General features: G+C 62.4%; 8 protein-coding genes. 3 read left to right on the top strand and 5 right to left on the bottom strand.

Translation table 11 applies throughout. The annotated features are described in order from the left end of the window. Positions 1–714: 714 nt before the first annotated feature. From KOR34_RS02540 to KOR34_RS02530, 3 genes are read left to right on the top strand one after another with little or no spacing between them, the layout of a single operon-like run. Positions 715–18135, top strand: a complete 17421-nt coding sequence (locus tag KOR34_RS02540; RefSeq protein WP_146561931.1) for a choice-of-anchor Q domain-containing protein — start codon at positions 715–717, stop codon at positions 18133–18135. A 1-nt stretch (position 18136) separates the two neighbouring features. After that, entirely contained in the window at positions 18137–18400 is a 264-nt protein-coding gene (locus tag KOR34_RS02535; RefSeq protein WP_146561929.1) for a hypothetical protein, read from the top strand. Between the two features lie 9 nt (positions 18401–18409). Beyond that, positions 18410–18757: a DUF6717 family protein gene (locus KOR34_RS02530; protein WP_146561927.1), complete on the top strand. Its 348-nt coding sequence runs from the start codon at positions 18410–18412 to the stop codon at positions 18755–18757. 621 nt (positions 18758–19378) lie between these two features. Here the strand turns inward: KOR34_RS02530 and KOR34_RS26395 are convergent. From KOR34_RS26395 to KOR34_RS02510, 5 genes are all read right to left on the bottom strand, one after another. Beyond that, entirely contained in the window at positions 19379–19675 is a 297-nt protein-coding gene (locus KOR34_RS26395; protein WP_228714641.1) for a transposase, read from the bottom strand. Then, positions 19603–19926 carry a hypothetical protein gene (locus KOR34_RS27040; protein WP_228714662.1) on the bottom strand — a complete coding sequence of 108 codons (324 nt, stop codon included), beginning with the start codon at positions 19924–19926 and terminating at the stop codon, positions 19603–19605. The genes KOR34_RS26395 and KOR34_RS27040 overlap by 73 nt, the downstream gene beginning before the upstream one ends. Positions 19927–19962: 36 nt before the next feature. Further along, on the bottom strand, positions 19963–20283 hold the full coding sequence (locus KOR34_RS02520; RefSeq protein WP_146561925.1) for a transposase: 321 nt from the start codon (positions 20281–20283) through the stop codon (positions 19963–19965). Positions 20284–20437: 154 nt separating this feature from the next. Then, positions 20438–23263 (bottom strand): M56 family metallopeptidase, encoded by a 2826-nt coding sequence (locus tag KOR34_RS02515; RefSeq protein WP_146561923.1) that lies wholly within the window; start codon positions 23261–23263, stop codon positions 20438–20440. A gap of 180 nt (positions 23264–23443) precedes the next feature. Further along, positions 23444–23842: a BlaI/MecI/CopY family transcriptional regulator gene (locus tag KOR34_RS02510; RefSeq protein WP_146561922.1), complete on the bottom strand. Its 399-nt coding sequence runs from the start codon at positions 23840–23842 to the stop codon at positions 23444–23446. Positions 23843–23986 lie beyond the last annotated feature (144 nt).

The raw sequence follows: 23986 nt of genomic DNA, 5'->3' as shown, positions 1-23986 counted from the left end.
CGCTCCGGGCGCGGCCGTGGGCCATCTGCCCAACCGGCGCTGCGGCGCGCTGTACGCGCGCTCAGGCGACTTCTCGGCGGCATTCCCAAGACCCAGCTGTCCACCTACTCTGATGGCGGGCGTTCTTGCGATGGCCCACGTGGCCCGCTTGCCCAGAAAAACAGCAGAAAATCCATCAGATCGGGCGTTCAGAGGGGTGCCCAACCGGCTGGCCAAGATATGAACGTCTGACCACTTGTCGGAAATGCGGCTAGCCGACACTTCTCAATAACCACAACCATAGGTTCTTCCTGGAGTTACGGCGACCGTGCCCCCGGCGGAAGAGGGCGTTAGGGCTGGGTGGCTGTCGGTCGGGCTGGCATGGCCGGATGTCGCGGATGCCAAACGGCTTTTCAGAACAACGTGATGTCCGAATGGCTTCAATGCTTGCGATTGGCTTCCGATTGCAATCACGTGTTGCTACGCCTAATGGTTCCTCAGGAATCGCCTTGGATCGATCTGGCTCAACTCTTGTCTTGGAGGTTATGCAGAAGCTTAGATTAGCGCTGTATGTAGAACTGATGTAGCCACATCTGTTCTTGGCCGCGACTTGACCTTGAGTAAACGAGAAAACAGTTGCACGCCGCATCAGTGTCTGTCAAATTCGCGTGAGCACGGAAGCACACTTTTCACTTGCCGACGCGTGCACTGACTCTGCAGCCTCAAGGACGACCCATGCGTCGATTCCCCATCTCCTGGGACGGGACCCTTGCGTCACTAGGTCTCAAGCGAAAGCTTTCCGCCAGCAAGAAGGACCAGTATTGGCGCCGACGATTCGCTCGCATTGAACAGCTTGAGCGGCGAGAAATGCTAGCCGCGGACTACGTCGTAACGACGCTGGAAGACATCGTTGCGGCGGATGACGTGTTGAGCTTGCGAGAGGCCATTAGCGCGGCGGCGAGCGACGGGCAGTCTGATCAAGACACCATCACGTTCGACCCATCACTTTACGCCGCGGGGCCCGCAACGATTACGCTAGGATCGCTGGGCTCGATAATTACAAGCACGGACTTCATTCTTGATGGGCCAGGCGCCGACTTGCTCACCATCTCGGCAAACGCTAGCGCCGCCGATCAGCGACGCGTTTTCCAGTTCAACACTGGGGCGGACGTCACCCTTACCGGCGTCACCATTGCCGACGGGTACGTAATCAGCGATGGCGGCGGCATCTGGAACCGGGGAAACCTCACGCTTCGCGAAGTGACATTCCGCAACAATGTGGCGGTTAGAAACAGCAGCGGAGGTGCGGGCCAAGGGGGCGGGCTATTTCACCGCACCGGGAAGCTGATCATTCGGGACAGTACCTTTGAGGAGAACACGGCTCGCTATGGCGGCGGTGCAAGGCTGCTGATGGGCGACTCGGGCACGCCCGAGGCTGAAATCTACGGCGTTACGTTCGTCTCAAATCATGCCCTGGATCTCAGCAGCAGTCCGAGCAGCTACACGGCTGGCGGCGCGTTGCACGTGCAGCACGCGGTAGGCGACGTGCTCGTTGCCAACAGCACCTTTTCAGACAACACAACAACGTACGGCGGTGGGGCAATTCGAGCGGCCTACGGTGTTGAGTTGACGGTCGTCAACTCAACGATCGCTTTCAACCACTCTGACAACCAAGGCGGAGGTTTTAGCGTCAGTGGCGCAACGGTAGTAATTGACAACTCGATTGTGGCCGCCAACACGTCTGGCAACGGCTACTCGGACGCCGTGTCGTGGAGCAGCCCCACGTGGAAGGGCAGCCACAATCTGTTCGGTTCGGTTGGCAACGCGGGTCTAGACACGACCCCGGGGTCTGGCAATACGTCAATCGGAGTAGGAGTTAACCCAGGCCTCGCCCCGCTGGGCGATTACGGTGGCCCCACCGCAACACATGCGATCCTGGCCGGTAGCCCCGCCATCGACGCCGGCATCCTCTACTCAGACGCGGTGTTGACCGGTGCGCCGGTAGCGTACTACCGCTTTGACGAGCCAAGTGGATCGACTGCTAACGACTCGGCCGGCACTAACAACGCAGTCGTCTATGGGGCGCCGTCAATTGGGGCCGGCGCCGTTGGCGGTGGGAAATCGCTCGAGTTGGACGGTGTTGATGACTATGCCCAGATCACCAACGCCACGATTGGCGCTAGCTTTACCGCCGAAGCGTGGGTGTCTTCCTCGGAGGTCAAGTGGAACAAGTCCGCCTGGATTGCCAGCGCACGCGGGGCCAACGGGTTCATTATTCATCCAATGGCGGGTTCCACCAAGTGGAAAGGATACATCTACGACAGCTCCGGCACCGCCTACGAGATCGGCATCCACACACCGCCAGGCGGCGACATTCAATCTTGGAACCACTACGCGATTACCTTCGATGCGTCTACAGGGCAGGCGGTCATGTACTTTGACGGCAATGCCGTCGCCATTAAGGACCTCTCATCGATTACTCGTACCGAGGTTACTGATGCCACCGTGCTGATCGGCAAGGACGACTGGAGCACAAACGGCATTTTCGGTGCAGGCAAGGTCGATGAGGTCGCCCTCTACGACACTGCGCTTAGCGCTGCCGCCATCCGATCCCGGGCTTCGCTGCGCGCCGCTAGTTTTGCTGATCAGCGTGCAGGGAGCGGCTATTCGGCACGCGCCGTAAACGGCATGGGGGACATCGGCCCCTTCGAGTACGGAGCGCAGCCCGTCGCTTCCGAAGAACCTTTCGAGGTCACCAGGCAAGACGGATACGTCGCCGACGGCGAGAACTGGGTGGCTTCGAATGCTGCGGGCGCTTCGGTCGTGGTCTGGGAAGGGAGCGGCGCCGAGGGCGACGGGATCTACATTCAGCACATCAACCCAAATCTAAGCGTGTCGAGTCTGCCGAGGCTAGTGGACATCGGCATGGACGCGACGGACGTGTCCTCGCCCCGCGTCGCCATCGACGGGCAAGGCCGGCACGTGGTCGTCTGGCGGGTCGACAGTGGCGACAACGCCGGCATCTGGATGCGTCGGTTTGATGCGGCGGGCGGAGCGATCGATGAGTTCCCCGAGCAGGTGAATGATGGCGTCGACACGTTTTACACTCCGACGGTTGAGACCAACGAGGCTGGCCAGGTGGTTATCCTCTGGAAGTCAGGCGCGGACACGTTGCGATTCCGACGATTCACGACCAGCGGATTGAGCCTGGACAATTCGTCGCGTGTTGCTGTTGCAAGTTCAGCTGACCTCTACGTAGCGACGTCCGGCCGCAGCGCAGTAGTGACTGAAGACGGCGGCTTCTACGTGCTGTGGGAGGACGACAACGAGACCATTCTGATCAAGCAGTTTGAGGCGAGCGGAGCCCCGGCAAGTGATGCGGTCGTTGTAGGCAGCAAAGTCGATGATGCGGCTCCGCTGCCGGACCCGGAATCGGGCGCCCAGTCTGAAGTCACCTCGCTTGCCCCTTACGATATCGCCCCAGACGGAAACGGAGGCGTGCTAGTCGCATGGGCGAAGCAGCTACACGTCACGGACAACGAATCTCAGGGCGGGAATACAACAAATGCCTCGACAACAGACGCACTCTTGTACGTAAGCCCGGTCTCGGCCAGCGGTGTAATTGGCGGTCGGATCACGATCGATGCCTCGACCATAGAGACGACTCAAGTCGACTACACGTCGCCATTCACCGCTAACTACTACCTCTCTGAAGCGTATACGATTAATCGACCAACGTTAGCGGTTGATGCAGAGGGAAGATTTGGGCTGGCGTGGAGTCGCTCTGACAGCGTGCTCTTCTATGGGTCTAACTTTGATCTGAACTCATCAGGGAACATCGTCTACTCGCCCGGAAACCACCACACAAACAGCGGTAGTTCTGGTCATGAGATGACTTGGTTCAACTCCGCCGGGATACGCCTGCTCGACGTTACTGCGAAACCACTCCCCGGCGTGAGCAGCACTTACTCATCCCTGACCTCTGATGCAGCCGGGAACTTCCTGCTCACAGCGAGAGGAAATGACAGTGAGATCTGGGGCCAGCGATTCAGGCTTCCCCAGCGAGTGACGCTCAGTGACGGCGGCCTGCTGACGATTGACGAAACCATTGCGCAGAACCAGACGATCGTGCTCTCTGCGGCGATGTCCGACGGCCAGTGGTGGGTCACCCTCAATAGCAAGAAAACCAATATCCTGGCTTCGGCGGTGACGGCGATCAGTATCGTCGGCGGCGCGAACGACACCCGTGTTGACCTCAGCGGGGTGGTCGCGGGCCAAAATCAGCCGTTTGCCAACCTCAATACCACCGACGCGGAAATGATCGTCGTGGACGGCGGCAGCGGCAACGACGTCATCATTGGCTCGGCTTACCCTCAGACGCTCCGTGGCGGCGCCGGTGACGACCGGATTCTCGGTGGCGACGCGAACGACCTGCTCTACGGAGGCGAAGGCGACGATGTGCTGCTCGCCGGTCTTGGCGCCGATGAACTCTACGGCGGCGTCGGAAACGACACGCTCAGGGGCGGCGAGGGCAACGACACCCTTTACGGGCTCGATGAGACCACTACGCCAACTCTTCAAGAGGGCGAGGAGGACAACGACCTGCTGTTCGGCGAGGAGGGCGACGACGACCTCTATGGGAGCGCCGGTGATGACCGGCTCGACGGCGGCAGCGGCGGCGACGATTTGCTAGTAGGCGGTGATGGCGACGACGTGTTCGTGGTGACCGACGCGAGCGCGGATACGGTAACGATCAGCGACACCGGCGGCGTCGACACGATTGACCTTTCGGCCGCGGCAAGCGGCGCGACGGTCTCGCTGGAAGGCGGCTCTGGTGTGTTTGCCATAGCTAGCGTTGGTTTCACCGTGTCCGGGGTGGAGAACATCATCGGCACGCCTTACGCGGATGTCCTAATTGGCAACTCGTTCGCCAATCGTATTGAGGGCGGCGGCGGCGATGATCACCTCTTCAGCGGTGGTGTTGCGTCCACTGAAGTAGGCGGCGTCGACACGCTTGCTGGCGGGCAAGGGAACGACCACCTCTTCGTCCAAGTCGTTGCCGACGCGCAAGGCGAAGACCCCGAGGTTAGCGATCAACACTTGCTGCAGGGGGGCGCAGGGAGTGACTTCTACTACGTTTCGAATGTCGACGCGACCGTCACGATCAGTGACCCCACGGGCGACGACACCCTCGACCTGGAAACGCTCGGCTGGGCCGGCGCCGCCGCGCCGGTGATCGACGACAGCCTCACCGAGGGGCTGCAGCAGTTCGGCGATCTGAAGCTGGAGAGCGCGGGGCTAGCCGACCTCGAAAACAGAGCCGTTCCAACCGATGCGGAGGCGGACCTCACCGTCACTTATTCAGCTCTTAATGACGGGGGATGGGACATCAGCGGAGCTTCACCGACGTTAACGGCGTCGGCGACTATCGATGGCTCAGCAGCAGGCGTCGTTATTCAGTACGAGAGCGAATCCCTCGGGTCCGGTGCCTTCACCATCGGTGGCTCCGGCGCCTCGATAACGATCACCCTCAGCAGCCCGGGGGCGCTTGCCCCGGGGATGCACGCGATCACCATTTGGGCGACTAAGCCAGGTGATGAATTCGTCTTGTACACGCCCGAGACGGTGGTCTTCGAGATCGCTGGCGCGCCCACCCCTGTCGCTAGCGTTGTGGTGGAGGATGGCAGCGGCGTCCCTGTGACCGGCTCTGTGACTGTGCAAGCCGGGTCAAGCACAGAAGGGACCGCATCGCTTTTCCTCAAACACGCCGAGACGCAAGACGTTACCTACCACTACAGCTTGGGGCCTGGCGCGCCCCGGGGAGCGTCGATCGACGCCAACGGCGCCTTTAGCTGGACGCCCAGCAGTGATCAGCTCGGGAGCCACACGTTTGACCTTCGCGTTACCGAGCCGGGCTACCCGCCTGTCCGCGTGTCGAAGAGCGTCACGATCGAAGTGGAGAGCGAGCTGGCAATCGACTCGTTTGAGCTAATCAGCGATACCGGTGCGTCTGGAACCGACGGGATATCGGCCAACACGTGGCTGCAAGGAAAGGTGGTTTCCAACACTCCGCTGGAAAATGTCAGGGTCGTCTTTCAGCTCGGCTACCCCGGGACGGGCAACATCGCGATTGGCAACGACAACGAAAACATCGTTCAGCTCTCCGTTTCCCCAGACAACCCGCGCGAAGCGACCTTTCTGATCATACCCGACCGAAGTCTTCTCACGGCTGGCCAGTACAACACTATCGGTGTGCAGCTGAATGAGGCAACGTCTCCGAACAACGCGATTGGCCCGGTTCACACTGCCACGTTTAATCTTGATCCGAGTGAGAATATAGTTCCGTCGATTGTCTCCGGCAGCTTTGGGCTGGCCACCGACACGGGCATTGACTTGAACGGAATCACCAGCGACCCAACCCTCGTTGGAAAGGTATCACATCCTGACGGTGGGATTGCGGGGTTGAAGGTTGATATCTACCGGAAGTCTGCTGACAGCCCGTCAACAACGTACGTCCCGCACGACCCAGAAGTTCCCGGGAGCGCGCAAATAGTAGCGACCGTCGAGACTGACGATGAGGGTAGCTTCACTTATACGCCAGCAAATCTCAGCGACAGCGACAAGAGCCTTTGGTGGGCCGTGGTAAGGGAGGAGTTGTTCGAGGATTCTCCCGCGGAATCAACGCCTGACCCATCAAGCCAACTAGACTCGGCGGTGTATGTTGAATTTCGTCAGAACACGGCGCCCACGGTGACCAGCGTCTACCTGATCAACGATACCGGCACGCCTGCCGACAACAAGACCAGCGACACCCGGGTCGGGGGGCAGGTTGAGGCCGGCGAGACCGATGGCGTCGTCGAGGGCATCGTCGTTGAGGTTAGCTACACCGGCACGGAAACGGTGACCGAGTTTGCGGTGACGGACTCTGACGGCAAATTTGAGCTTCCATTGTCTCACCTGCAGGTGGGAACGCTGACGCCAATCTCGGTCCGGGCGATCGAGCGGGACACCTACACAGGGCAGGTTCTGACCGGAACTCCCAACAACACGCTCTCCATTACCCACGACCCGGCGGATCTCTCCGCGCCCACGATTGAGTTCTTCGGACTCGGCGGAGGCGTCGCGAACAATTACGTCGGCGAGGTTGCCGGCTACGACCCGAATAGCACACCGATCGTCATCGAATTCTCGACAGCATCCGATACCACCAGCACGTCCAACGAGGATGAATTCGAGGCCAACATCGTCGGCTACGCCACACCAGCGGGGGAAGAGCGCTCGTTTGCCTTCACTGTACGCGGGCTAGGTCTCGCCCCTGACGTCCAGACTTTGTACGCCCGCGCTGTAGCGATCGGCGACACCGGCGCCACAGCGGTCGGGCCCGAGGTCTCCGCGGCCATCGCTGAGGTTGAGGACCCTACCTTCCAGAGCCACTTGGCGTATGTCGATGGAGACGATCGCACGGCGCTCCCAATTGTCGAGGGCGTGGTGGACTACGCTGGCGACATGGCGGACCTGCTGCTGGAGTACCGCATCGACGAGTTAAGCGGCAAGGTCTACACGGCCGAGCTGAACGAAGACGGAACGTTCCGGTTCGTAGTCGAAGGAATTGAGTCCGCCGCTCCAGGCTACGACCCGAACGCCCCCACGCACTCGGTTCAGCTGCGCGTCCGCCCGCTTGACGAGGTGGCCGCCGCGCCAGAGTTTAGCGATGACGGCGTGCAGACTGATACGGATGGATTCGTTTCTGGCCTTGACGGGGGTCTAACCGATTCCTCGGCCACCTGGCTGGTGGAGACGCTTGGAGCGGACGGCGCCGGGCTGAGCGGCGATTGGCACAACGGCGCGTTCGCTCGTGACTGGGAGCAGGCCGAGGCCGCATGGGAGGCGCCGACAGCATTCACGTATGACGCGAACTTGTGGGCGTCATCCGTGGACCTCACGCTCGACACACGGGCTGATACCTCGTTGCCGCTCGTAAGCGGCACGCTCTCTGGGTTGGACTCTACCAACAGCAATACGGGGCTCGGCGGTCTGACGGTCGAGTTCTACTTGCGGGATGGACAGGCGGTTGAGGTCCTGGACGGCTCCGCCGTCACCGACACAGACGGGTCGTTCGTCTACCACTTGGCCGGGCACTCCGTCGGCGTCAACGAGCTTGTCGTTCGGCTTGTGCAGCAAGAGGCATCATCAACAGGCGGCCCAACGACCTCGATGGTGGTCTATGACGGCAACTTTGCCGTCACCGCCGATCAGACGCTAGCGTTGGATGATTTGAGCCTGAAGTCGCCCACCCTCGACGATGGCCAGACGCTCCAAGCAGTCCTGCCGACGCTCATCGGGGCTCTTGGCGCCGCGATCCAAGATCGCGGTTTGCGGACGGTCGAGTTTGACTATGGCGCGGGGACTTTTGAGGCATCGACACTGACCGACGCCTCTGGGGCGTTCGAGTTCACCCCGGAGAGCCTAGCTGGTCATGTCAGCAGCAACCATGTCACGGTTGCCGCCCGCATGGCTGAGACACGCACCGATGAGGCCACCGGGCAGAGCTACAAGGTCTATGGAGCGCCGCTGTCGCTGACCTGGGAGGTAGTCGGCAACCAAGCGCCGTCAATCACGCAGTTTGAGCTGGCCAATGACACCGGCTATTACAACGCGGGCCACCAAGTGCTCGACCGCGTCACCAGCGATCCAACCCTGGTTGGGCGCGTGGTGGATGAGGACGGCACCCATCAGGCGTTCGTCAACGTCGAGTTCGACCACAACGGTAATGGGCAGGTCGACGGGTGGACCACGACCGATGCCAATGGAAACTTCCGCTACACGCCAAAAGGGATCGATTACGGACACTGGGATATCCGCGCCCGCGTCGTTGAACGCGACGGCGTAACCGGCGACGACCGGGCGGCCGAGTACGGCGGCGGCGGGGAGGACTGGGCTTGTGTCACTGCCACCGGCGATCCCAACATCAGCTCCGGCGCGTCGGGATTCACCTTCGTGGCCCCGCTGGGCGTGCTGGTGGACAACCTCGGCATTGTGCAAGGCGGGGCGACAGTCGACCCGCGTCTGTCTGGAACGGTCAAAGATAGCCAGGGCGGCGCCGCCCCGTTCGCCACTGTAGATTTCTTCCGCTACGACGCGATTGCAGAGACAATCCACGAGGCGCTCGGCAGCGTTGTCTCCGACGAGAACGGGGATTTTGAGTTCATGCCGGTTGGGCTCCCGTTCTCGGCCGACGCGGCCAATCTTGGCGTGATAGCTGTGCCTCAGCAGAGTCCCTACTTTGAGGAGGCGCCTCCCGCGTCATCGGGTGACACCTACACCTACGCTAGTACTTTCGCATCCACTTCCACTGCCGGCACTCCCACGGTGGCGGCCGCACTGGCTAACCTGTCGACGCTGTTGGTCAGTGGTGAGTTTGACGTAGAAGACGACGCAACCAGTCCCCAGTACGTCGAGCTGCAGTTGCTCGATTCCAACTCCCAAGTGCTGTCAACCGAGATTGTCAGCCTGGAGACGCAGTTCAAAGAAGTGCTCGACAACGAGGTTGTCACCGTCAAGACGGTGTACGCCTTCAGCTACCCGCTTGACCTCACCGCCAGCGGCGCCAGCGAGGTCGCTGAGGTTAGTGCCAGGGTAGTCGCTTGGAAGGAGGACGCGTTCGGTGTCGATCCAATGGTAGGCGGATTTACTTTTGGCGGATGGTCAAGCCTAGACATCGACACGTCGCAGGGCGCCGGCGCACTGGCGTTTAGCGATGACGTGGAGTCCACTGGAACGGGCGTCGTCGCTCCGGAGCTCTCGGGCGCAGTCGACCGCATCGGCGCTACAGGGGGCACCCTGGTCGATGCTCAGTACGAGGTCGAGCTCGACTTCGACGGCGATGGTCTCGCCGATGAAACCGTGCGCCTCGACGATGCCGATCCGTTGGGCAGTGGTTCGATCGGGTGGTCTCACGTGCTAGAAGGCTTCGAGGCCGGCGAGATCGAGTTGTGGGCGCGCCCAGTTGCCTATGTGACGTACCGGACCTCGGAGGGCGAGGAGGTTAACGAACGGGTAGAAGCGAGCTGGGGGGAAGACCCCATCAGCATCGACTTCGAAAGCCCGGCCCCATCGATTAATGCGCCCGGTGTCCATTCTCCCGAACCCTCTAACAGCGGCGCCACCAAGGACCCGACCATCACCGGCGAGGTGACCTCGCCGCTCAACGGGGTCAGCACGGTCGGAATGACGGTCGAGATTGATGAGAACCTCGATGGTATCGCCGATGGAACTGCCGTCGTATTGCCGAGTGAGACGTTCGAGTACACGCTCAGGGACGCCAAGTTTGGCGAGGTCACGGTCAATGTGCGCGCAGTAGACACGTATTCGCACACATCGGAGCTGGCCGGGCAGTGGCAGCCGGTGGTGTTCACCTACCTGCCGCCGACGCCGCCGGAGGTCCTTAGCGTAGGCCTCCAGACGTCCCACACCAATGCCGAACTCTCGTCCGAAGCTGTCACCAACAACCCGGTGGTTGTTGGCGAGGTGACGGTTCCCGCCGGCGCCTATTCCGTGACGGTGCAGTTCGACCACGAGGGTGACGGAGTCATCGACGGCACGACAACCACCGACGCGCTAGGCAGGTTTACTTATGTGCCGGAGAACCTGCGGTGGGGGGAGATCAACAACTTCCAGATGCGGCCGGTCGCCCGGGTCGGCGATCAGGCAATCCCTGCAATCGGCTGGCACAGCTTCTCGTTTTTCCATGATGTCTTTGACGCGCCGGTGATCAGCCAGCTCACGGTCGTCGACGCCAGCCGAGCGATCATCGAAGGCCGCGCTACCAGCGGCGGGTTCGGCCAGTCGGTGCGGGTGGAAGTCGTCGTGCGCTATCCCGGCGGCGTCGCGGCGACTAATTCTCCCAATACCGTCGAGACGTCCGGTGATGGCTACTTCCGTATGGAGCTCACCGAGCTTCCAGCGCTCGCCGCGGGGCAAAAGTACACGATCGAGGCGACCCCCTACTTGGACGACCCGAACAGCGTCACGGACGTGCCGGGCGAGACGGCCAGCGAAACCTTCGAGTATACCCCCACGTCGGTCGACATCTCGCAGGCTGCGCTCACGGCTTTCGGCCTTGCCCACGACACCGGCCCTAGCGATTCACTCACCGCGGATCCGACGCTCGCTGGAACGGTAAGCGGCGCTGTGCCCCAACTCTATGTCGAGTTCAGCTTTGTCAGCAGCCACACCGACGCCGGCTTGTATCGCACGCCGGTCATGGCGGATGGGACCTACTCTTATACTCCGACCGGACTGACGCCTGGCGTCGAGTACAACGTATGGAGCCGCCTCTCGCTGTGGAATCCTGGCGATCCCCAGAACCAAGTCTCCGCCGGCGAGCAGTACAGCGCGTGGACCGGCGCCGAGCAGTTCACGCTTGACCTTTCACAGCTCCCGGCGCCGTTGGTCACCTCAATCGTGTTGTCTCAGAACCAGGCGGGCGAGAACGAGACTCCCCAGTCCAGCACGCCGGTCTTCAAGGGGCAGGTCAGCAGCGACGGCGCTATCGCGGGCCTCAAGGTGCTGTTCGACCACAACGACGATGGCGTCATCGATGGGTGGACCACGACCCGCCAGGACGGGACGTTCCTGTACCGAGCCGACTCGATTGAGCCAGGCCCGGAGGCCCTGACCCAGACCCTCACCGCTTGGGTCGAGCAGCAGCACTACCAGGTAGAGCATACTACCCGTTCGGCCCCCACGCGGTTCGACTTCATCCTCACCCGCGCCCCGATCGTACGGAACCTCGAATACACGCCCTACGACGCCGCCGGCCCTGCGGACGCCACGCTGGCCGGAGAGGTGTTCGACGACTCGGGCGCCACGCCGGTAGCGGTCGAGTACTACCTATTCGACGACGGCATCGGCGACGCGCCGCCCACCGACCTCGACGACTGGACCCCGCCCGCGTCCGGTGCCAACAGCACGCCGGTCGCCAATGACGCGTTCACCGTCACACTCGGCGATCCCCCTAGCGGACCGCTGACGGTCGTGCTCCGCGCGACCAACGACGAAGGCGTCGACGGACCTTGGCGAATCTTCTCAGTGGTTGTCGGAGAGGACGCCAGCCCCATCCTGCCGATTACCAACCTCGGCCTAGCCGCTAACATCGGCAGCGAAGCAGCGCCTCAGACGTACGAGCCCACGCTGGTGGGCCAGGTAGGCAGCGGACGCCAAGGCGCCTTCGACGTGGTGCGGATAGAAGTCTGGAAAGCGGAAAACGACCCAAACACCGACCCCGCGGACGTCACGGTTCGCACCAACGCTGATGGTGAGGGGCGCTTTGAAATCGCTATCCCTGACCTCGATCCCGGTGATCACGTCGCGCACGTCGTTTCGCTGTGGTACGACCCCGCTCTGCAGGAGGAGGTCGCCAGCGCCGCCGCAGAATTCGAATTCGAGATTGTCTCCACGTCACCGTCTCTGACGGGCCTGTGGCTCGCCGATGGCACCCCCGTAGATGGGGCCACATCGGACGCTTCGTTCCGGGCGCAGCTGCAAGTAGGCGCCGCCAACGCGGCGGGCTACCGTGTCGCCTACGAGGTGGTTCCCACTGGTCAGAACGCCACGGGCGAACCAGATGGCTACGCGATCAGCACGCCCGGCGCATCGCACAATATCGAATTCACTCCCGTCGGGCTGCCCGCGACAGACGTTACCGTCCATGCTTGGGTGGTCGAGTGGAGCGACTCGGACGAGCGCTACCTGCGCCCGGGCGACAGCGGCATCTCCGCTCAGCAGTTCTCGTTTACCTACCAGCCGCCCTCGGCAAGCGGTCCGCAGCTTGACTCGGAGGTAAATGACTCGGCCGCCCAGCGGGCGGACGGCGCGTTTGTCGATGCGGTAAAGCACTCGCTCAGCGACGGTCTTAAGAACGCGTTCTCGTCCTCGAGTGGATCGAACGCGTTCGACACGCTGGCGCTTGACGAAAACGACGGTGGCGGCGCCTATCTGGCCGGGTCGGGGATGATCAACCTCGACTTTGCTCGGGTCGAGATCATGCACCGCGGCGCCGCCGACGAGGTGGGCGCCGACGGCCTGGCGCCAAGCCTCTTCGAGTTTACTGACACGTTCGCCTACACCGGCGACAAGTCGTGGAGTGGGGAAGTGACCATGCCGGTCACGCTAACTGGCGCGGACGGCAACTACGACATCGACTACGCGTACGCCCAGTACGTACTGGAAGACAACGGGACATCCCTCGATCTCTGGGCGATTTACGCCATTCAGCTCTCGCTGGACTGGGAGTCCACCGATGGGGAAGGTCTGAACCACAACCTGGAGATTGCAGGGTCCTACGTCATCACCATAGGCGCAGAGTTAAGCTACCCGTCCGGCGGCCAGGCCGATGTGCTGTCCTACAACATCACAGAAGACGCCCAATACGAGTTCTGGCAGCGCGAGTCCGACGCCCCCACAGACGAATTCGCTACCGAGACCGTCGTCACCGCCGGAAACTACGGCCTCTACTACCGTGAGGGCGACGCATTTGACGACGACTCCGACATCACGCCTACCCTGACCGACCGACGCTACAACATAACCGAGGATCGCACCACCGAAACCTGGGTCACCAGCGCCGACAGCGACTCTTTGTCCACGTCCACGGGGACCGAGTCCTACGACTACGAGCTGAGCGCCTACGCCAAACAGACCAGCGAGGTGACCAACTCCGGCTCAATAGTCACAACGTTCAACGGCGCCGGCGCATCCCTCACGCAGGACATCTCCGGCCAGCGTACCGTCACCTCCGAGGCGATGTACGAGTCCACCCTCGACGGCGACGCCAGTTTCCAGCGGGCGCTCGACAACGACGACCTCGACCGCGCGGAGGTCGCCACGCTCGACTACTCGTTCTACCAGGCCAACCTCTACGCCGAGACCGATTACCAGCTCACGCACGCCGAGCGGCACGTCGACACCGCCTACCAGCTCGAAGAGACTTCAATCGAGCGGTCCACACAGAGCGGACTGGGCGTGCTCCAGTCCGGGGAGGCTGCTTCGGACTACTCCAACAGCGATTGGGACTTCCACCAGACTACTGAGGCCACCACCCGCACCACCGAGAGCGGGACCGCCGGCAGCCACGCCGGCCCCGGAGGCGCCACGGTCGAGTCGCTCGACGCGGCGCTTGCGCTTACGACGACCGCGACAGCAAACGGCCACGGCGGCGTGCACCGCTACTACGACGAGGGCGCCGACGCCTCGGGCGACCTCGTCAGCATGACCGACTCGGGCGAAGTGCGCTCCAGTTACCAGTTCGACAGCAACGCCGTCGGCAAGCTGGACGCGGTGGCCTACGCCGTGGACGAGTACTTTACCCTCTCCGGCGCCCAGACCCTCAACGTCACCAGCACGTCGAGCGACCTCACCGACGTAACCGGGCTGAGGGTAGAAGTTACCCAAGAAGCCGGCGCCACAGCCGCGACCACCGCAACAATCGACTACTCCAGCCGTACGAGTTCTCAAGCTACCGTATCAACGCGAGCCGAGACAGCGTTCCGCCGCGACCCGTCAGGCGGCGTCTCCTCCGGCGCCTTCTCGACTTCGGCCACCGGGTCAGCGATATCGGCTTCGCAGGCAGGCGGCATGAGTGTGGTGCAGGAGCCGAGCTACCCACCTAGCCTCGAAACAGCGTTCCAGGACAAGCAGTCTTCCAGCTACTCCCTGGCCGCGGATGTGCAGGCTTCGTTTGGCGAGGATGGCGTTGTGAACGGCTCGGTCAAGCGTTCAGAGAACGTGGACGCCCGCTCAAGCAGCTACGTGCAGCTGGGCGGTGAGCTCGTAGCGCCCAGCCTCCAGCTCAAGGTCGCCGACGCCACCATCGACAGCACCGGCCCCGCCACAAGCTTCTCTCTGGAAAAGGCTCAGGCCACCAGCCAGTCGCAGGAGGCCTACATCTTCCAACGCTCCGCTGGTGTCGAGAGCCAGCAGGGCACGTTCTCGGATGAATCGACGCTTTCCGTGGAGGGCACATCGCAAGTCCGTGTGCTGCCGGGTTCCGGAGCGGACTTTATCTACGCCCAACGCGAGGACACGGGCGTGCAGTCCACGAGTTCGCTTGCCGGTTCGTTCACGGACAACGGCCTGGGACACCGGCGGGTTCACGCCAGCTCCGACGAGACGCTCGAGTCCCACGCCAGATCACGAAGCCTGTTCGGCGACTCCTATTCTGAGGGGAGCACCTCCGAGGACACTATCCACTACGGCGTGATCAGCGGCGACCGCACGTCGTCCGAGTCCACGTTCAAGACCCAGGGCATCGTGAGCATCGAGGAGACCAACGGAGTCGAAGCGGTCGAGTCGGCCTCGACCGGCACGTTTGGCGTCAGTTCCCTGGTCAGCTCGCACGTGATCACCACGAGCAGCTCCAGCCCCAACGCGTCCGACTACTTCCGTGTGCGTCAGAACGTGTCGCAGAACGCGACCAGCACCGCCTACGGTGAGATCACTGCCACTGCGGTTGACGACTCTGAAACCAGCCGCACAACCGTCGACGCGCGGCAGGGGGCCACCGCCCGCGAGAGCTACGATTCGGTGTCACGCACTGCTGACGCACAGGAAGAGAGCAAGTCGCTGGTGCAGTCTAGCGGCCGCAGCCGCGCTCGCCAGAGCGGCTCGTCCGAGGGGACGGTCACCGCCAGCCCGCGGGGGACGAGCTCGCTGTTCTTTGTCGACAACGACGCCACCGCCAAGTCGCAGGACAAGGTCGAGTGGAACGAACGTTCCGGCTCAGGCCCGACCCTCGAATCGTCCCAGGGGACCCGCATCGACAAGAGTTCCTTTGACTCCGAGTCGGACGGCTACGTCAAGACGGACATCGATGGCGACCGCCACGCCGAGTTCGACTGGAAGGAGTCCTCCACCGCGTCGGTCGACCTCACCAGCAAGTCGAAGCGGGGCTACACCGACTCGTTCGACAAGACCCGCTACGCAGACAGCTCGGCTCGGATCAACCAGTCGCTCTCGGCCGAGGCCCAGGGCCAGCTCCGCGAGCAGCGCGAGAAGGTCGACGTCGAGGTAACGTCGTCCTCGCAGTCCCAGACCGGCGGCTACCACTTCGAGGGGGGCAGCTTCTGGGTCTACTACCACCTGGACGGCGCCGCGGAGGTCTACCACCTGTCGGCCTCCTTCTGGACCGTCGATGGCGACGCCGATGGGTCAACCGAGACCGAGGAGGAGTGGGTCGAGGGCTTCAGCGACAGCAGTAACAGCGAGATCGACTACGAACGCGAGGACAACTGGTCGAAGAAAACCAAGTTGAAGGACGACGGCGGCTGGTCCTACGAGACCACCCAGGACTGGGACTCGTGGCACGAGGAGTACGTGTACTCAACCGAGCAGACCATCACCACCACCGACGTGGGCAAGCTCACCGAGGACTTCACTTCCGCGGGTGGCGAATCGGGTGATCGACAAACGCTCGAACGCACCCATCATATGAATTGGCGTAAGGTCACCTCTGAGCCGGTGGCGCCTTACGGCAACTACATAATGTGGGCCAACTTTGGCATACCACCGGCGGACGCTGGTCTCGAAGAGTACCTCACCAAGGAGTACACGGACTCACTGATAGAAACCCGCTTCCAGGCCGGCGATTCGCACAGCAGTCACACGCTCGGGCCAGACGGCGGCGCGCGGAATGGCACTCTGGTTGCGCACAGCCAGGACATCAAGACACGGATCGAACGTGACGAGCATAAGTGGAACTACTCGCCGCCCGTTTTGGATCCGGGCGACGACGGCATTTTCGAATCGCTGACCGACGTCGGGCGAAAAACCAAAGACAAGGTCTACCAGTCCGGCGTCCGCGTCAACGAAACCGCAGGCTACTCGGACGATGAGTCAGGGGTACGCCAAGCGTTTGACGGTTATGCCCGCACGGTCAACTACGCTACGACGGGGGAGGTTTGGTCGGAAGCCGGCAAGAAAGACTACCTGTTCTACCACATAGCAAACGGCTCCGTGCAGAACAGTGATTCAGAGGACGAGATCAACCGCTGGGAGTCGATCGATTTCGACCTGACGACCGTCACGCTCACGACCGACACCTACTACGGCAAGCAATCGGACGGCCAAGACGGCGGCGCCGCCAGGGCTACCACCGCAGCTTCAGGCAGCGAGGAGTCCAACGCCGTCCCCGGCGCCCGCGAAGAGACGACCAGCACGGTCAGCGAGAACGAGAGTCAAAGCGGCCGACAGGTAGAGACCTCGGGCTCGCGTCTGGAGGACACGGGCTTCTGGATCGCCAGCACCGTTGTGGATCGCGAGCGGACGCCGCAGACCGTTGCAACCGAAACGGAGGGCGAAACGGTTGTAAAGCCAAGTGATGCTGCGTCGGGGGGGCAGTGGTCGACGATTAAAGACGCAACACAGTTAACCCTCGAAGAGCTTCTCGAACTCAACCATATGTTGCCAAAGTATCCAGGGGAGACTTGGACTGACTACTTGGCAAATTATGGATTCGACAGTCCCCATGTTGCTTTGCTTGACGCCCTTGCAGACGGCAAAGTCACTGGCCCAGAAGCTGCGAGCCTCGACTTCACGGATGAACAGTTGCGGGATATCCTCGGAGACATGTACCTCGAAGACAAAGGCTATGAAGTCAACCGAAATCGGGCCAGGTTGGCGGTCATGGTGAGGAATAACCCTGCACTTGAGATTTATGCTAGAATAGCGATCCCCACTGCCGATCTGATCGCAACGGGCATGTCAGTTCCGACAATGGTACGCCCACCAGCTACTGGGCTCTCTGGGGCACTCACCAGATCCAAGCCGAACTTTCCTCAACCAGTTAGGGCACAGGCCCCAAGAACGCTATTCAAGAACGGCGAACTCTTTGAAGCTGCCTTTGACACCAGCAAAGGGAAAGTAGGTTTGCTGGCGGAGACGGTCGTTGATGGTAAAACGCTCCGCCTGAAAGATGTCGTTATTGAGCCGCTGAAAACTGGCAAGTTGAATATCGGGCCAAAAGAGGTGCTTGCTGCGAGGCAACAGCTAATTGAACAAGCAAGAGCTGCTGGTTTCGAGAAGCTGATAATCTCTGGCAAGCGATTGACGGGAGCCAATAAAGGGAAGTTGGTTGACTTGACTATTGACCTCACGAAGTAAGGTGAAGCCGGTGGGAACGCCAAGTGATTACAGCCATACCGAAACAGTCTGGCGGCAGACGGGTAGTTATGATGCTGTCTTACGCCACCTGCGTAGTAAAGGCTTCTCGAAAATAGAGTCGGTGAAGGCAGTTCGAGAATTCTGTGATGTTTCTCTTGGCGAAGCGAAAGAGATCACTCACTCAAGCGATGTCTGGAAAGACACTCTGGCTGATTCTCAGCAACTTCATGATGCCTTGTTTGAGGGGGCCGATGAAGCGGATTAGGGTGATGTCGTGAGCAACTTCTTACGGTTCGTATCACCCTACAAGTGGGAAGGCTGCTGGGTCTTCGACGACGACCAGTACGATCTGGTCAAAGAACCGTTCGTGTTCGGTGCTGACGTGGTGCTCGATTGGCTCGTCACCGACATCGAAGGTGCCGAGAACGGCTTCAAGCTTCTGTTCGCCGAGAAGCCCTTCCCCGGCTATCAAGCCAAGTTCGAGTGGCTCAGGGAAGAGTGCGAAGGCAACTGGTACATCGAACAATCAACAGGCCAGGAAGGCTGGCTCTGCCCGGCTCTGCTCAACTACTTCGAGACGCCGCCGAAAGAGATATACGTGCTCGCCAGCAAGCGAGATTGACGCCACCACCTCATCACCTCGCCGAACCGATGAGGCCGTGAGGTTGGCGCCCCACCAAAATCACAACACGCTCTCTGCCGATAGGGCGGTGCGTCGCCCCTGTAATCGGCCTTCTCATCACCGCGCGGATATACCCCTCCCCCCACCTCACTGCCTCAATCGGACCACGGGTTTCTACGCTTTCGGACTGTAGGGTTTGCGGTAGGTGGCGTTGGTGAGGCGCCAAGGGAACGAAACTGAGAGCCGTGTATGCTCCCGACAGTCTTCAGTAGAAACCGGCCACCCAGCGCGATCTGATGAACGGTTGCCGGGAGCGCCGTGCTGTCCTTCCGTGTCCCTGGACGGCCTGACGGCGGGCAGGGTTGTGTCCGCTATGGACGTCAGAAACGGACAGAACCCCTGCCGCGGACATTGGCGGTGTTCGACTAAGGCATTGTGTTCAAACGGTTTACGCGAAATTCGGGGCGGAGCTGTGCCCCGAGTTTTGTAGCTCTGTAGAAAACTTACAGTCAACCACGACATGTAGCCCGGTTGACCAACGTGAGCACCACAATCCATTGTGTTTGAAGGGATGTTTTCTACAGAGCTAGTTTTGTAGCTCTGTAGAAAGCTTCTAGATGTTTAAAGGATCATGAGGTTGAGCGTGAGCGTCTTGAGGGCGGCTTCGCGTCGCTGGTTGGGCTTTTTCCGTGCCCTGAGCTGGGAGCCGATAAGTCGCTTGAGCATGCTGATGGTGGTCTCGGCCTGGGCGCGTTGCCCGTAGCGGGTGGTGTGCAGCCGGCTGGCCATGACGTGTCGCCAGTAGGTTCGGGGCGGCTTGCCGGACCGGCCGAGCCTAGCGGGGATCAGCGAGCGGACGCCGCACGCCTCGCGGCAGTGCCGGTGGTTGGCCTCGCTGTCGTAGCCGCCGTCGGCCAGCAGCGTCTCTGGATCGGGATCCGCCGGCGGGCCTGATCGAACGCCTCGCGGAAGTGGCGGACGTCGCAGCTGGGGCCCTTGTCGTGGACCACCGCCAGGACCACGTGGCTGGTGCAGTCGCACAGCACGCCGATCTTGGGGAACTCCCGGTAGGTGAGGTAGGTGTGCTGTTTCCCCCGTTTCTGGGCCCGCGAGCGGGCCTGCGTGTAGTGCCGGCTGGCGGCGCTCGACTCCAGGCCCGTGGCGTCCAACGCCGCCAGCGGCGAGCGGCCCGGCAGGAGCGACAGCTACTGCCCCATCCGGACCGAGTGGTCCAGCATCCGCTGCACGCGGCGGCTCTCCAGCAGCCGCGTCGCCGCCTTCTGGAAGGTGGTGAAGTGCGGCACGCTCGCCAGGCCGATCGCCGCGGTCCAGCTGGGCGACTCCTCGAGCACCGCCGACAGCTTCCGGTAGTCCAGCCGCAAGAACTCCTTCAGCACCAGGCAGGCGAACAGCTGAGGGAGCGTGAACTTCTTCGGGGCCCGGTGATGCCAGTAACGACGCACCGTCCGACGACCCAGCTCGTGGGCGGCAAGCAGCAACGCGATGGGGGACTTCGTCGTTCGCACCCACCCCGTACGGAAACAACACTACCAAGGGTTTAGCTAGCAACGATAAGATTTCTACAGAGCTAGTTTTGTCCCCTCCGCGCGTGTTTTCGGACAGAACCCTGCGGTCGAAACCCTCTGGAGTCGCTTCGACTGAAGTAGTCGAAACGAGGACCTATTCCGAGCTGCCCGGTTCGTTGGTCTCGGGTGCATCGGCATCCGAGCTACTCTCAGTCGCGGCGGGTCGCGACCGGCGACGGTTGAGTAACTCCCTCGTGCGACTGAGCTCGGCGGATTGCTTCGCTGATATCGGTCCGAGCCCTAGCCAGCGGCTATCACCCGGCAGGAGGTTCACAGTGGCCTCGTGCAACGACGTGGCGCCGCCGTCGGAGTCGGCGAGGCTCCGCTGCACGCTTGTCTGCCGGTAGGGAGGGACGTGGGGGAACACGAACGCGCGGCCCTCGGGCGGTTCACCCCGGTCGGACCAGTACTGGTTGATGACCACCTCTGGCAGCGTGTCCCGCTCCGGGGTCCGGGTGGTGAGGTCGATCGCCTGAGCCAGGTTGCTGGGCGCCTGGAAGCTAACGGTCAGCTCGCCCCAGGCCATCAGGCGGACCGCACCGCTGGCGGCCAGCTGCTCTCCGGACAGGTCGGCGAAGCCGGCGGCCGGATGCAGCACGATCAGCCGCCAAGACTGGACGCGGGGCGCGGCCAGCCGGAAGGCGCCCGCGGCGTCGGTGGTGGTGATCACGTGCTCCAGCGGATTGCGGACGCGTCCGTCGACCAGGGCGAGGTCATAGCTGCGGTAGCGGATCGACTCGTCGATCGGCGTGATCAGCAGTACCTGGGCACCTGGCGCCGGGTTGCCCGCCGCGTCGACCACCGTGCCGGTGATCGGCTCGGCGTTGGGCGGCGTGAGGTCGTCGGCGGTGCGGATGCGGTCGTACCGCAGGTCGGTGCGGGGCCACAGATTGCCGATGCTGTGGCCATTGAAGCCGACCTCCTTGCGGAGCAAGAAAATCGCCTGGCTGGCGGCCTGCTCGTCCTGATCCAGCTCGCGCCAGCCGCGCGTGACGTAGAAACTGGGGTGCAGCGATTTAGGATCGGGCGCCGCCAGCATGCGGCGTTTGAGCCCGTCCCAGGTGACGATCTTTTCGCCATTGAGGAGCAGCACGTGCTTGGCGATGATAATGCGGAATTCCAGAGGAGCGGACGCGGCTGTCGCCTTGAACGGCTCTTGCTCGGCCGTCGGGAGCGGATTGCCTTGGGCTTCCGCATCGGCGGGGTACAGGACGACTTCCGCCTGCTTGTCTCGCAGCGCAGCCAGCGATGGCGCCAAGCTGAACGCCTCGGCGCGTTCGCCGTCAAAGTCTTGGAAACGCTCGTGGGTCACGTTCAGCACCAGCGGCGGCCCAGAGGGCGCCGGACGGCCGGGCATCAGAGGAACGAACAGGAGATCCTGCTCCTGCGGCGCGGTGTCTACCGACCAACGCCCGTCGGCGTCGGTGGTCGCCGTGGGGCCCCAGTACGACCGCACCGGCCGCACAACCGGCTTGCCAGGGATGTCAACGTGGAACTGCGAAGCGACGCGATCGATGACCTCTACCGTCGCTCCGGCGACCGGCTCTCCCTTGGTGTTGGTGACCCTGCCGCCGATCTCCACCCCATTGAGGAGCTTGAACACAAACTCGTTGGGAATCCGGCCGCCATCGGCTTGGTCCTCCGCCCACATGGCGTGCATGAAAACGCGGCCCGGCGCCGACGCCCAGATTCGCAGGTCCTTGGACTCTCCCTCCCAGGTGACGCTGGCCCAGCCGTCGGCGTCGGTCTGGTAGTTGTGGTTCTTGATCTTTGTCGGCCGCGGCCCGTCAGGATCGTGGATCACGTGGTTCTGCCGCACCTTTGCGCCCTTGATTGGCTGGCCGGCCTCGTCGAGCACGCGGATGCTGATCGTCGAAACGCGGTCTGCGTCTGGGCCCTCGGTGAGGATCTCGATTTCTTCGTCCACTGAGTTGATCGGTGTGGCGTTAAGGCGGGCTTCCGACGCGGCCTGCTTCGGCGAGTCGCCAGCAACTGCGGGCGACTTGGCCAGCGGCGCCGCCAGCAAGATGGCAATACCCATCACCGCCAGCGCCCCGCCGCGAGACAGTCGCAGCGGTTCTCGCAGCGGCTCCCCAAGCAACCGCGCCACGCGCCGGCGCAGCTCCGACGGGCGGCCGTTGGCGGCCAGCGCGACGAGCTCGTCGGTTGGTGCGCTCCCGCGGCTCAGCTCCACGACCCGCAGCAGCGCGGCCGCGTACAGGGCCCGTGGCTCTGGCGAGTGGTTGGCGTCCACCGCGCAGGCCATCTCATCGCAGCAGTACTCGCGGAGTCTGCTGGCACGGCGGCTGAGAAGCCATACGGCAGGGTTGAAAAACAGCAGCGCCTCGGCCAGCCGTTGCAGCAGGTTCGCCCACAAGTCATACCGCCGCACGTGGGCCAGTTCGTGCCGCAGGATGAGCTCAAGCTCCTCACCACGCATCCCGGCCAACGCGACGCCCGGCAGCAAGATGGTGGGACGCAGCAGCCCCACCACCTGCGGCGTCACCGTCGTTCTGGCGACTACCAGTACCGGCGTGAAGCCCACTCCCCAGTCTTGGGCCAGTTGTCGCAAGAACCGGACCGGCGCCCCATCCACAACCGGCGCCGCTCGTGACGCCAAGCGGTGCGCTCGCGCGGCGGCCAGCCCTAGCCGGATGAGCATCGCCGCCACGCCGCACAGGTAGACTGCCACAACCCACGCAGCGGCGGCGGGCTGCGCCGTACTGGCAGCCGGCGATGACTCGCGCAGCCGGGCAGGAGGCGCCTCGATGGGCGGGGGACTGACGGCAGTCGGCGTCGGGTCGACAGGCGCCGCGGTGATGTCGGGCGTGACCAGGCTAGCCGAGGCGGAAACAGGAGCAATCGCCTCAGCGACCACGGGATTGTGCTCGCCATGCAGCAGGTAGGTCGCTGGCAGCATTGCAACACAAGCGGCCAAAGCTACGACATGCACCACATAGTTTCCCTCGATCGAGCCCCTCGTGCGGACTCGATCAACGGCCCCGGGGGCCGCCGACCAGCAATGCCCCCTGCCAGAGCGAGTGCAGCAGCGTCCAGCAAAGACGACCGCATAGATCTGTGTCAAATGCCTGCAGGTACATCATGACTTCTGCTCCTTCGCCTTGCGGACAATCAACTTGCGGATCTCTGCGAGTTCTGCTGAATCGACGTCGGCAGACTCTAGCAGGTTGAGCACCATTGCGGACGGCGAACCGTCAAAGACACGCGACAGAAGGTCCGTGACAAACCCACCGGAAATCTGCTCCTTGGCCACCTTCGGAGAGAAGAGAAAAGACTTGCCCTGCTTCGTCCGCGTGAGGTAGCGTTTGCGGTGCATGATGTTAAGCACCGTGATCACCGAGCTGTGCGCCAGCGGGCGATCGGCCTCGGCTTCGAGCCGGGCACGGACGTCGCGCACCGGCAGCGGGGATTCTTCCCAGAGGATCTTGAGGATCTCGAGTTCGAGCCCTGTTGGGAAATCCGACTCAGGCCTGGCCATGCGCATCTCCGTAAACGCTCAAGCACTGTCTAATTCTTTAGATGATGGTATGGGCGTCCGGCGTCGCGGTCAACACAATTATTTAATTAGTTAGATGGATTGTCGGGCCGCACCTAAGCTGCCAAAGAGGCTGCTTTCACCTGG

This window comes from Posidoniimonas corsicana, from assembly GCF_007859765.1.
In the GTDB taxonomy this organism is placed as follows: Bacteria; Planctomycetota; Planctomycetia; order Pirellulales; family Lacipirellulaceae; genus Posidoniimonas; species Posidoniimonas corsicana.
Note: the sequence above shows the minus strand (reverse complement) of the source record. Positions and strands in the feature narration are given on the sequence as shown.